At 62.0% G+C, this 12,281-nt stretch carries 11 protein-coding genes; 3 read left to right on the top strand and 8 right to left on the bottom strand.

Annotation, left to right across the window (positions count from 1 at the left end):
- Positions 1–125: 125 nt before the first annotated feature.
- The 4 genes from P7F28_RS08735 to P7F28_RS08720 all read right to left on the bottom strand — a co-directional run bounded on the left by P7F28_RS08735 (position 126) and on the right by P7F28_RS08720 (position 3,315).
- On the bottom strand, positions 126–1,115 hold the full coding sequence (locus P7F28_RS08735; protein WP_277184110.1) for a beta-ketoacyl-ACP synthase III: 990 nt from the start codon (positions 1,113–1,115) through the stop codon (positions 126–128).
- Entirely contained in the window at positions 1,115–2,254 is a 1,140-nt protein-coding gene (plsX, locus tag P7F28_RS08730) for a phosphate acyltransferase PlsX (RefSeq protein ID WP_277184109.1), read from the bottom strand. Before plsX ends, P7F28_RS08735 begins: the two co-directional genes overlap by 1 nt.
- A gap of 136 nt (positions 2,255–2,390) precedes the next feature.
- Positions 2,391–2,570, bottom strand: coding sequence for a 50S ribosomal protein L32 (rpmF, locus tag P7F28_RS08725; protein WP_014191965.1), 180 nt, complete (start codon positions 2,568–2,570; stop codon positions 2,391–2,393).
- 124 nt (positions 2,571–2,694) lie between these two features.
- Positions 2,695–3,315 carry a YceD family protein gene (locus tag P7F28_RS08720; RefSeq protein WP_277184108.1) on the bottom strand — a complete coding sequence of 207 codons (621 nt, stop codon included), beginning with the start codon at positions 3,313–3,315 and terminating at the stop codon, positions 2,695–2,697.
- Between the two features lie 299 nt (positions 3,316–3,614).
- Here P7F28_RS08720 and P7F28_RS08715 point away from each other — a divergent pair, with 299 nt between their 5' ends.
- Positions 3,615–4,226 carry a Maf-like protein gene (locus tag P7F28_RS08715; protein WP_277184107.1) on the top strand — a complete coding sequence of 204 codons (612 nt, stop codon included), beginning with the start codon at positions 3,615–3,617 and terminating at the stop codon, positions 4,224–4,226.
- Positions 4,223–4,942 (top strand): SAM-dependent methyltransferase, encoded by a 720-nt coding sequence (locus tag P7F28_RS08710; protein WP_277184106.1) that lies wholly within the window; start codon positions 4,223–4,225, stop codon positions 4,940–4,942. Before P7F28_RS08715 ends, P7F28_RS08710 begins: the two co-directional genes overlap by 4 nt.
- 3 nt (positions 4,943–4,945) lie before the next feature.
- Here P7F28_RS08710 and P7F28_RS08705 read toward each other — a convergent pair whose 3' ends face one another.
- Genes P7F28_RS08705 through rluC form a run of 4 tightly spaced genes read right to left on the bottom strand, consistent with a single transcriptional unit; the run spans position 4,946 to position 7,965 of the window.
- Entirely contained in the window at positions 4,946–5,905 is a 960-nt protein-coding gene (locus P7F28_RS08705) for a S49 family peptidase (protein ID WP_277184105.1), read from the bottom strand.
- Between the two features lie 21 nt (positions 5,906–5,926).
- A complete protein-coding gene (locus tag P7F28_RS08700; RefSeq protein ID WP_277184104.1) occupies positions 5,927–6,310 on the bottom strand; it encodes a Rieske 2Fe-2S domain-containing protein in 384 nt (127 codons plus the stop codon).
- Positions 6,307–6,966 carry an HAD-IA family hydrolase gene (locus P7F28_RS08695; RefSeq protein ID WP_277184103.1) on the bottom strand — a complete coding sequence of 220 codons (660 nt, stop codon included), beginning with the start codon at positions 6,964–6,966 and terminating at the stop codon, positions 6,307–6,309. Before P7F28_RS08695 ends, P7F28_RS08700 begins: the two co-directional genes overlap by 4 nt.
- Positions 6,967–7,965 carry a 23S rRNA pseudouridine(955/2504/2580) synthase RluC gene (gene rluC / locus P7F28_RS08690; protein WP_277184102.1) on the bottom strand — a complete coding sequence of 333 codons (999 nt, stop codon included), beginning with the start codon at positions 7,963–7,965 and terminating at the stop codon, positions 6,967–6,969.
- 930 nt (positions 7,966–8,895) lie between these two features.
- Here rluC and P7F28_RS08685 point away from each other — a divergent pair.
- The gene (locus tag P7F28_RS08685) at positions 8,896–12,198 is read left to right on the top strand and encodes an Rne/Rng family ribonuclease (RefSeq protein ID WP_277184101.1); all 3,303 of its coding nucleotides are present in this window, start codon (positions 8,896–8,898) and stop codon (positions 12,196–12,198) included.
- The last annotated feature ends 83 nt before the right edge of the window (positions 12,199–12,281 follow it).

The following is a 12,281-nucleotide window of genomic DNA, read 5'->3' as shown; positions in this document are numbered from 1 at the left end:
TCGTCCTCGTTGAATTGGAATGATCCGCGATGTCTTCACGGACCGCGCGCTCGATTCAAAGCCAGCGCGCGGGGTCGTCGATGAAGGGGATCAGTTACGAATGAATGGAGGAATGATCGAGGGGATCAGACGCGAATGACCGACGCGCCCCACGTGAAGCCGCCGCCAACGCCTTCGATCAGAATGTTCTGGCCACGCTTGATACGGCCGTCACGCACCGCGACGTCCAGCGCGAGCGGAATCGATGCCGCCGACGTATTGCCGTGCTCACCGACCGTCACGACCATGCGCTCCATCGGCAAGCCGAGCTTGCGCGCCGTGCTCTGCATGATGCGGATATTGGCCTGATGCGGAATCAGCCAGTCGATGTCCTGCGGCGTGAGCTTCGCCTTTTCGAGCGCTTCGATCGCGACCTTTTCGAGCACGTTGACCGCGAGCTTGAACACGGCCTGACCATCCATATGCAGGAACGCGCTGCCCGAAATCACGCCGCCGTTCACGTTGCCCGGCGTGCAGAGAATGTTCGAATAGCTGCCATCCGCATGCAACGCGCTCGCGAGCACGCCCGGTTCATCCGATGCCTGCAACACGACCGCGCCCGCGCCGTCGCCGAACAGCACGCAGGTGGTGCGATCCTTGAAGTCGAGAATGCGCGAGAACGTCTCCGCGCCGACCACCAGCGCCGTGCGATTCATGCCGCTGCGAATCAGGGCATCCGCCGTGGCGACCGCATACGCGAAACCGGAACACACGGCCTGCACATCGAATGCCGCGCCATTGTTCTTGATGCCGAGCTTGTTCTGAAGCAGACACGCCGTGCTCGGAAACACGAAGTCCGGTGTGGAGGTCGCCACGATGATCAGATCGATTTCCTGCGCGTCGATACCCGCCGCCTCGATCGCTTTCCGCGATGCGATCAGCGACAAATCACTGGTGGTTTGATCGGGCGCGGCGAAGTGGCGTGCATGAATGCCGGTGCGTGCGACGATCCACTCATCGCTCGTCTCGACGCCTTGCTGCGCGAGACGATCCGCCAATGCCTGATTCGTGATGCGCTCGGATGGCAGATAGCTGCCGGTGCCGAGCACGCGAGCGTATAGGTTGGTTTGAGCCATTATGCCTTCGAGTGTAGCGCAGGTCCGGACTCGCCCGACGGCGGGTTCGATTGAATTGCCTGCTGCGTGTTGGGCTGCTCTGCCGACGGGGCGCTGTCACTAATAGACGCGTCGGGAACGGCGTCACGCACGGCGGGCGCGTTCTCGTTCATCGCGCGCACCAGGCGTTCGAGCACGCCATTTTTGACGGCATCATACCCGCGTTTGATAGCCCACTCAAACCCGAAGGCTTCCGCCGAGCCGTGACTTTTGATGACCAGTCCACGTAGGCCGAGCAAGGCCGCGCCGTTATATTGCGCGGGATCGACACGCTTCTTGAAACGTTTGAGCACGGGCATGGCGACGAGCGCCATCAGCTTCGAAGCAAACGAGCGGCTGAACTCTTCCTTGATGATATCGGCGAGCATTTTCGCCAAACCCTCGGAAGTCTTGAGCGCCACATTGCCGACGAAACCATCGCACACGACCACATCTGTCGTGCCTTTATAGATGTCGTTGCCTTCCACGTTGCCGTAGAAGTTGAGCGTGCTCGCGCGCAGCAACTCGCCTGCGCGCTTGATCGTTTCGTTGCCCTTGATGACTTCTTCGCCGATATTGAGCAAGCCGATGGTCGGCCGCTCGCGCCCTTCGATCGCGGAGACGAGCGCGTGGCCCATTTCGGCGAACTGCAAAAGGTGCTCCGGCTCGCAATCGACATTGGCGCCGAGATCGAGCACGGTGGTATAGCCTTTCTGGCTGGGCATGGCGAACGCGATCGCCGGGCGTTCGATACCCGCGAGCGTCTTCAGCACATAGCGCGAAACGGCCATGAGCGCGCCGGTATTGCCGGCGGAAATGCAGGTCTGCGCCTCGCCCTCTTTGACGAGATTGAGTGCGACGCGCATCGACGAATCTTTCTTCTTGCGCAGCGCGACTTCGACCGGGTCGTCCATTGCGACGACCTCGGTGGCGGGCACCACGGTCAGACGCGGCTCGTCCTGTGCCTTGCACTTTTTGAGCTGCGCGCGAATGGCCTGTTCGATGCCCACGAGCATCAGGTGCGCGTCGGCATGCGAGCGCACGAAATTGACGGCGGCAGGAACGGTCACGGCCGGCCCGTGGTCGCCTCCCATGCAGTCAATGGTTATCTTTACGGTCATGGAAAGCGACGATTTTCAGGCACAAAAAAGCGGCAGTGAAATGCCGCCTTCTTGTCGCACCGGGAAAGTGTCAAAAGCTTGCCGTGCGCGCACGACCGCGAAGCGGTGACGCGCATACAGCCCAAGCGTTAGACGCTTAGTCGTTCTTCGTCTTGACGACTTTCTTGCCACGATAGTAGCCGTTCGGGCTCACGTGGTGACGCAGATGCACTTCGCCCGTGCTCGGCTCGACGGCCAGCGGAGCGCCCGTCAGGAAGTCGTGGGAACGGTGCATGCCGCGCTTCGACGGCGACTTCTTGTTTTGCTGAACTGCCATGATTACTCCAGAAAAATTTTGCGAATTCTAACACAGCTCGATCCGCCGACAGCCCTTGGCTCAACGCCGTCGGGTTGGTCGAGTGCTGATCGCGCTTTCGTTTTCTTGCTACTGCAAATCTGTTTCAGTGCTTCTTGTCGTCCGGTCCGCCCGACTTCAGCTTTCCGAGAACGGCAAATGGATTCGGCTTTTCGGCCTCGTCCTGCGCGCCGCCTTCGTCCGCCTCGTCGTCACTGCCCGCGAGCAGGCTTTCGTGCACTTCGGGACAGACGTTGTGCTTCGGCACGAGCGGCAAGGACAACAACAGCTCCTCTTCGATCAAGTCGACGAGATCGAACTGGCGCGAGCCCACGATCACATCGACTTCATCGTCGTCGAGCGGAAATTCGTCCGCCTCTTCCTCCGTCGCCACGATCCGATAGGTCGCGTCAACATCGACATGCTGCGAATACGGCGTCAGGCAACGCTGGCACAAGAGATACACCGAGCCGTGCACCGCGAGACGCAGATAGGGCTGCGGCGCTTCCGTGCCGTCGTCCTGCAATTCCGGCTGGGTCGAACCTTCACCCTGCCAGGTGAACACGGTATCGCGGTCTGGCGCATCGGCCGGGACTTCGGCTAACATGCGCGGCATCTGCGAGACACGCAGCGCGCCTGCTGCCTGCCGGCCGCTGGTGGCGAAATCGTAGAGATCGAGCGCGCGCGGGTCGGCGGGGCTCGCAGGTTTGCCAGGATTCTGAGTCATGTGCGCTCCTGCATGGGCCGTGCGTTGTGTTCTGCTTCCGGTGAGCATTCAGTATGCACCGACGGCGCGCGGGAGGCAGGCGTGGCTTGCCCGAATTTGCACCGTGCGGAAAAACGTGCTGCATTCCTGCACCGGAATCGTCGGCTGGTTTCTTATATGCACCTTATGTGCAATAAGATCAAACCGATGAAAAGCCCAAAATCATATCGGCTTTATTCTTTCGAGTCAAATACTTAAAGTGTGCGCGGATCACCCTCCCCGCGACGCTGAATTTTCATCAATTTACGCGAATTTCGTTTATGTCCGAGGCTTCAAACACGCCGATGCGCCTGGTTCTGGCGTCCAGTTCCCGTTACCGCCGCAAGTTGCTCGAGCGCCTGCGCGTGCCGTTCGAGGTTGCGTCGCCCGATATCGATGAGACGCCGTTATCCGGCGAAACGCCCGAGCAGACTGCGCTGCGCCTGTCGATCGCCAAGGCGCGCGCGGCGGCCGAGCGGTTTGCCGATGCGCTCATCATCGGTTCCGATCAGGTTGCCACGTTTGATGGCCAGCAGATCGGCAAGCCCGGCACGCACGAAAACGCCGTCGCGCAATTGCAGTCGATGCGCGGCCGCGATGTCGAATTCCACAGCGCGCTCTGCCTGTTCGATACGCGCACCGGCGACGTGCAATCCGCCGATATCGTCACCCGCGTGCGATTCCGTGATCTTTCGGACGCGGAAATCGAAGCGTATTTGCGCGCCGAAACGCCTTACGACTGCGCGGGAAGCGCGAAATCGGAGGGATTGGGCATCGCGCTGCTCGACGCGATTGAATCCGACGATCCGACCGCGCTGATCGGCCTGCCGCTGATCGCGCTGACGAAAATGCTGCGCGCGGCGGGCTTTTCCGTTCTGGGAGCACGAGCATGAGCGGCACTCTCTATCTGATCCCAAACACACTCGGCGATGGCGATGCAGAAGCGCTCACGCAAGTGCTACCCGAACCGGTACGCGCGCAGGCCGCCGCGCTCGGCTATTACATCGGCGAAAACGCGAAAACGACGCGCGCGTTCCTGAAGAAAGTCGGCACGACGCGGCCGATTCAGGAAATCGAAGTGCGCGAATTGAACGTAAACACACGGCCCGCTGAAATCGACCACTTGCTCGCGCCGATTCTGCAAGGCACGGACGCCGGTCTCGTGTCGGAAGCCGGCTGCCCCGCCGTCGCCGATCCGGGCGCGCTGCTGGTCCGCCGCGCGCACGATCGCGGCGTGAAAGTGGTGCCCTTCGTCGGACCGAGTTCGATTCTGCTTGCGCTGATGGCATCGGGAATGAACGGCCAATCCTTCGCGTTCAACGGTTATTTGCCCGTCGATGCAAACGAGCGCGGCAAGCGCCTGCGCGAGTTGGAAGTGCTGTCGCGCAAAGCCAATCAGACGCAAATTTTCATCGAAACGCCCTATCGCAATAAGGCGATTCTGGAGACGCTGATCGCCACTTGCGCGCCGTCCACTTTGATCTGTGTTGCCGTCGATTTGACGTTGCCGGGCGAAACCATCATCACGCGCACGGCATCGAGTTGGAAGAAGGCGAGCGCGCCGGACCTGCACAAGCGTCCGGCGATTTTCCTGCTGCTCGGCGCGTAAGCCTCAGCGCATCTGCACCTTGCCGCCGAACGTCAGCGCACGAACGGCGGCATCGCCGATCGATGCGCCAAAGCGTTTCACCACGCGCTCGCTGATGCTTTCCTTCTGCGTGTAATCGACGATATCCGGCTGCTTGATGACTTCGCGCGCGACGTAATTCGCGTCGCCGAAGCCATCGGCGAGACCGAGATCGACGCTTTTCGCGCCCGTCCAGAACATGCCGGTGAACATATCCGGATCGTCCTTCAGACGCGCGCCACGGCCTTGCTTCACGGCATCGATAAATTGCGTGTGGATCTCATCGAGCATGTCCTGCGCGTGCGCGGTCATTGTCGGCGTTTCGGGCGAAAACGGATCGAACGCGCCCTTGTTCGCGCCGGAAATGTGCATGCGGCGCTGCACGCCGAGCTTGTCCATCAGGCCGGTGAAGCCGAAGCTATCCATCAACACGCCGATCGAACCAACGATGCTGGCTTTATCGACGTAAATCTTGTCGGCCGCCGCCGCGACGTAATAACCGCCCGATGCGCACATATCATCGACCACGACGTAGAGCGGCGTTTTCGGATATTTGGCACGCAATCGACGGATTTCGCCGTACATGATGCCCGCCTGCACCGGACTGCCGCCCGGACTGTTGATGCGCAGAATCACGCCCGCCGTGTTGTCGTCTTCGAACGCGGCTTGCAGCGCGCCGTCGATATTGTCGGCGCTCGCATCGCCACTCGATGAGATTTCGCCCTGAAGATCGACCAGCGCCGTGTGCTTGCCAGCCTTCGCCACGCGATCGCCGGTGAAATTGAACACGCCGAACGCGACCGCCGCGATCACGCCGAGAAACACGAAACGGAAGAAGATACGCCAGCGCCGTGCCGCGCGCTGTTCGCGAATCGCGGCCAGCGCGATGCGTTCGAGCGCCTCGCGCTCCCAGTTGTCATTGCGCGGCGGAAGATTGTCGGACATATAGATAGTGGAAAGGAAAAATCAGGCGGGACGCAAAGCGTCGTCCGGAAGCCAGAAGACGCCGCGGCCTTCGGGTGTGTCGCGTTCCTCGACGGTCACGGCCCGCAGCCGCGCGCCGCGGCACGGTCCGCCGACGCATTTGCCCGTGTCGGGTTCATAGATCGCGCCGTGCGTGGCGCACATCAAGTATAGGCCCGAGCTTTCGAAGAACTGGCCCTCGTTCCAGTCGAGTTCCATCGACACGTGCGCGCAGCGGTTGAGGTAGCCGAATGGCTTGCCGTCGTATCGGACAAAGAAGACGACGGCGTCGCCGCTCGCGTCTTTCGCGTTGAGACGCACGCCCGCGCCGCCATCCACCAGTTCATCCGATGCACACACTCGCACGGCGTCATGCACGGCGGTCATGCGTGCTCCCGCAGCCAGCCCGCCAGCGACGCGATGCTGTCCGCGCAGAACTTCGGCTCCAGCGCGACCAGCGAATCCGCCGGATGCGCGCCGTAACCCACGCCGATGCCCGCCACGCCGGCGTTGATCGCCATTTGCAAATCGTGCGTGGTGTCGCCGATCATCACCGTGCGCGCCAAATCCTGCCCGAGTTCGCGCGTGAGTTCGTGCAGCATGGCGGGATGCGGCTTCGAGAAGGTTTCATCGGCGCAGCGCGTGCCGTCGAAGGCGCTCGTGAGCCGCACTTCGTCCAGCGCGCGGTTCAGTCCGACGCGGCTCTTGCCCGTCGCGACCGCGAGGAAATAGCCCTGATCGCGCAATTCCTGCAGCAGTTCGCGCACGCCGGTGAAGAGTTCGGTCTTCTGCCCCATCGTCAGGAAATGGAAGCGGTAGCGCTCGGCCAGACGCGGGTAATCGGACGGATCGAGCGTCGGTGCGCAGATTTGCAGCGCATCCTTCAGCCCGAGACCGATCACGAAGCTCGCGGATTCATCGGCGGGAATGGGGAGGCCGAGGTCGCGGCAAGCCGCCTGAATGCTGCGCGCGATATGGGCGGTCGAGTCCATCAGCGTGCCGTCCCAGTCGAAAACGATCAGATCGAATTGCCGCCGTGCCATTTATTGTGTCTCGATATTTTTGAGTTGTTCGATAAAGCGCTTGCATTCCGCAGGCAGCGGCGCTTCCAGTTGCAAAGTCTCGCCCGTCGCCGGGTGCGTAATTTTCAGGCGATACGCATGCAAAAACATGCGTTTCAGCGACGGTTTCGCACTCGGACGCGCCAATTCCTTGTTTAAGGCGAAGTCGCCGTACTTGGCGTCACCGGCAATCGGCAGGCCGAGGCTCGCCAGATGCACGCGAATCTGATGCGTGCGGCCGGTCTTCAGTTCCGCCTCGACCCACGCGTAATCCTGCCATCGCTCGATCAGATTGAAGACCGTGTGTGACGGCAGCCCATTTTCCTGGATGCTCACGCGCCGCTCGCCATCCGCCGCGACGTACTTATGAAGCGGCGCTTTCACCACGCGCCGACGGCCCCAGTCCGGCTCCCACTCGCCGTGCCCGACCGCGTAATACCGCTTGTCGATGCGATTCTCGCGAATCTGCTCATGCAGATTGACGAGCGCCGCGCGCTTCTTGGCCAGCATCAGCACGCCCGACGTCTCCCGATCCAGCCGATGCACCAGCTCAAGAAACTTCGCCTGCGGCCGCGCATTGCGCAATTGTTCGATCACGCCGAACGCCACGCCACTGCCGCCGTGCACCGCGACGCCCGACGGCTTGTCGATCACGATCAGATGATCGTCTTCGAAAAGAATCGGGAATTCTGCCGCGGGTGCGTTCGATGAAACCGGCGCTTCGTCCTGCTGCGCCACGCGAATCGGCGGGACGCGCACCAGATCGCCCAGTTCCAGCCGATACGCCGCATCGATCCGGCCCTTGTTCACGCGCACTTCGCCGCTACGGAGAATCCGGTAAATATGGCTTTTGGGCACACCCTTGCAGACGCGCAGCAAAAAATTGTCGATACGCTGTCCGGCGGCGGTTTCGTCGATTTCGATCATCGACACCTGCTCGCTTGCGACCTGTTTATGGGATGTTTTGCCTAACTCATTCATTCTGAATATAATTTGCGAGCAGCCTGAAAACGTCGAGACTTAGGATCAAGCCTTGACCGAGATTGATCAGACTGTAACGGTGCAAGCGATAAACCGTTATTTTACTTGCGCCCAGGGCCGGTTGCTCACCCGGAAAATCGAGCAACGAGTTGCACGCACGGCGATATCACCGGCAAGGACGGAGCCCACAGGCGCGTTCGGTCGTGTCGATCGCCGACGGTAACGGATTTTTGGTCAAAAAGAATCTTACCGGCGAGAAGCGGTGGCGTTTGGAAGTCAGTTCCACGCCAGCCCGAGTCGGCTCACACTGCCATCAAGTGTGAGCGAAACAGGCAAATCGAAGCTCGCCGGTTGCGAACAACCGACGACGCTTTTCGCTGCTGCGCTCATTTCTGCGAAGCGCGATCTGTCAAAAACAATGCGTCGCGATGAGGCGAGACACGGTGTGAACGCGGACGGAAACCAGTCTGCGCAAACGCCAGCGCGGTACGACAGCAAACACGCAGGCCGGAAACACTGCATCGCGAAGCGAATGCGCGAGGCCGTTCGGGTCTTGTTGTCGCCGTCGGGAGGAAAGTGGCTCTTGCAAAGAGCGCAGCGGCTTCAGCGCGTCTATTTTGAGACGCGGAACCCGCAGCGCCGCCGTCCATCCTCGCCGCGAGCCGCGCCGCGTCGGCGCCTCGTTGCGCCCTGTTTCGACGAGGCATCGTCAGCTTGTTCGCATGTGCCCCAAGGCCTGGCCGCCGCGCTTTTCGCGAGCGTCCTGTGCCCGCTTTCGGCAATTCTCCCGCCAGAAGTCCCGCTCCAGCGTGCTTTGTGACAACACAAAAAAGTGGCACGCCTCACCTCCTGCCTCGCGCGCACGACGTTTTCCGTCACCTGCGCCGATTCGCCTGACGAGGGAAAGCGGAGCCGCTCTGGAGCCGTTCGATGAAACGCATGCTGTTTAACGCGACGCAGCAAGAAGAATTGCGCGTCGCCATTGTCGATGGGCAGAAGCTCATCGATATCGATATCGAAACCGCCGGGCGCGAACAGCGCAAAGGCAACATCTACAAGGGAGTGGTCACCCGCATCGAGCCGTCGCTCGAAGCCTGCTTCGTCAACTACGGCGAAGATCGTCATGGCTTCCTGCCGTTCAAGGAAGTCGCGCGCCAGTATTTTCGCGATGGCGTCGAGATGCGTTCCGCACGCATTCAGGACGCGCTGCGCGAAGGTCAGGAACTGATTGTTCAGGTCGAAAAGGAAGAACGCGGCAACAAGGGCGCGGCCCTGACCACGTTCATCTCGCTGGCCGGACGTTATCTCGTTCTGATGCCGAACAACCCGCGCGGCGGCGGTGTATCGCGCCGGATCGAGGGTGACGAGCGGCAGGAATTGCGCGAGACGATGGCGCAGCTCGAACTGCCGGAAGGCATGAGCATCATCGCGCGTACTGCCGGTATCGGCCGGTCGGCGGAAGAGCTGCAGTGGGACCTGAACTACCTGATGCAACTGTGGCGCGCGATCGAAGCCGCGTCGCAGAGCGGCGTGTCCGGCCAGCCGATGCTGATTTACCTCGAATCGAGCCTGGTCATTCGCGCGATCCGCGATTACTTCCAGCCGGATATCGGCGAAATTCTGATCGATACGACCGAAATCCATGACCAGGCGCGCGCCTTCATGGATATCGTGATGCCCGACAACCTGCAAAAGGTGAAGCGCTATCACGACGACGTGCCGCTGTTCTCGCGCTTCCAGATCGAGCATCAGATCGAAACGGCGTATTCGCGCACGGTGCCACTGCCTTCGGGCGGCGCGATCGTGATCGATCACACCGAGGCGCTGGTCGCCATCGACGTGAACTCGGCGCGCGCGACCAAGGGCGCGGATATCGAAGAAACCGCCACGCGCACCAATCTCGAAGCCGCCGACGAAGTCGCGCGTCAGCTTCGTCTGCGCGATCTGGGCGGGCTGATCGTGATCGACTTTATCGATATGGAGTCGGCCAAGAGCCAGCGCGAAGTCGAGCAACGCCTGAAAGACGCGCTCAAGCACGACCGTGCGCGCGTACAAATGGGCAAGATTTCGCGCTTCGGGTTGATGGAACTGTCGCGTCAGCGTCTGCGTCCGGCGCTGTCCGAAGGCAGCCACGTGACGTGCCCGCGTTGTAACGGCACGGGCCATATCCGCGATACTGAATCGTCCGCGCTGCAAGTGCTGCGGATCATTCAGGAAGAAGCGATGAAGGAAAACACCGCGGCGATTCATTGCCAGGTGCCGGTCGAGGTGACCGCTTTCCTGTTGAACGAAAAGCGCTCGGAAATCAACAAGATCGAGTCGCGCTTCAAGGTCAATGTCGTTCTGATCCCGAACAAGCATCTCGAAACGCCGCACTACAAGCTCGAACGTCTGCGTCACGACGATGCCCGTCTGGACGAGCCGCGCGCGTCGTGGAAGATGGCCGTCGAGGCGGCAAGCGAGCTGGAATCGGAAACGGGTTACAGCAAGCGCGCCGAGGAAGTGAAGCCGAAGCAGGAAGCGGCGGTCAAGGGCATCACGCCCGAGAAGCCCGCGCCGAGCGCGGTGCCCAAGGCGGCGCCGGTCGAAGCGGCTGCGGTGGCTCCGGCTCCGGTGGCCGCGAGCGGCGGGTTTATCGCGTGGATCAAGAATCTGTTTGGGATTCAGCCGGAAGTGAAGGCAGCGCCGGCTCCGGTCGAAGTGCAGCCGGTCGCGCGTCCGCAGCGTGAGCGTGGCGAACGCTCGGGTGGTGGCGATCGCAATCGGAATCGTCGTGGCGGTGCGGCGCGTGATGGCGCGAGCCGTGATGGTGCGGCGGCTGGCGGTACGGCGGCGGCGGGCACGGGCGGCAATGGTCGTCAGGGTGCGCGTCGGGAAGATCGTGAAGCGCGTGGTGGTCGTGAAGGACGCGAAGGACGTGAAGGACGTGAAGGCCGTGAGTTGCGCGAGCCGCGTGAGGCTCGGGAAGCGCGCGAAGCACGTGAGCCGCGTGAGGGTCGTGAACCGCGTGAGGCACGTGAAGCACGTGAGCCGCGCGAATCGCGTGAACGCGCGCCGCGTCAGGAAGGTGCGGAGCGTCAGGAACGTCGCGAGCGCCCGGATCGTGCGGAAAAGGCTGAACGTGGCGAACGTGCGGAGCGCGCCGAACGTGGCGAGCGCCGCAAGCCGCAACCGGACGCCGCCGTCGAAGCGCTGACGCAAGGCGAAACGGTGCCGTCGGAAATGGTCGATACAGCACAGGCAAATGCCGATGCTGGTTTCGATCCGAATTCGGCCGATCAGAACGCGCGTGACGGTGAAGAGCGTCGTCGTCGTCGTCGCGGCCGTCGTGGTGGCCGTCGTGAGCGCGAAGAAGATGGCATGACCGTGAATCACGCCGCCGATGTCGCGGAAGCGGAAGGTGCGACGGAAACTGCATCGTCGGCACAAGCTGGCGTGTTCGATGCGGAAGCCGCGCAGGAAGCGGCGGCGCGTCGTGAGCCGCGTCATGTCGAGGCTGTTGCGCCGGTGGTTGCTGCCGCGCCGGTCGAAGCGAAGGCGCCGGAAGTCGTTGAGACGCCTGCCGCAGTTCCTGCTCCAATCGAAAAGCCGGTCGAAGCGAAGATCGAAACGCCTGAACACGCGCCCGATTTCTTCACGAAGCAGGCTGCTGCGCCGTCGATCGACAATCCGTTTGGTCCGACGCCGAAGGCCGCCGAAACCAAGCCTGTCGATCCGTTCGTGCCGGCAGCAGTCGAGGCCGAAGCACCGAAGCACGTCGAACCGACGCAACCGGTGGAAACGGTCAAGCCTGTGGAAGCGCCTGCGCCTGTTGCCGATGCCGCGCCAGTTGAGCCGGTCGTTGCGGCGGAAGCCGAGCCGGTAAAGGTCGCTGCTGTCGCTCCGACGCCGGAATCGACGGTGGTTGAGCCGGCCGAGGCCGTGGTTGCGAAGGCAGAGCCGGTTGCAGTCGAATCGGAACCGGTGAAGGCGTTCGAGCCCGTCGCCGCACCCGCTCCGGCTCCGGCCCCGGTCGCGCGCCCTGCCGCGAAGATGTCGGCAGAATCGCTCCAGCCCATGCTGGAAAACGCCGGCCTCATCTGGGTCAACACCGACGCCGACAAGCTGCGCGAAGCCAGCGCAGCGGCCGCCCGCGAAGCCGCGCCGATCCGCGCGCCGCGCGAGCGCAAGCCGCTGCCGCCGGTCGATACCGCACCGATGCAGCAGGTGGAAACCAGCAAGAGCGCGCACTAAGCCGGACCGCGCACTCATTTAGCGGTAAGTAGTAACAAAAAAAACGCCATCGATCCCAATCGATGGCGTTTTTTTCTGCCTAA

Source organism: Caballeronia sp. BR00000012568055 (genome assembly GCF_029439455.1).
GTDB lineage: Bacteria > Pseudomonadota > Gammaproteobacteria > Burkholderiales > Burkholderiaceae > Caballeronia.
This window is presented reverse-complemented; position numbering and strand designations above follow the sequence as displayed.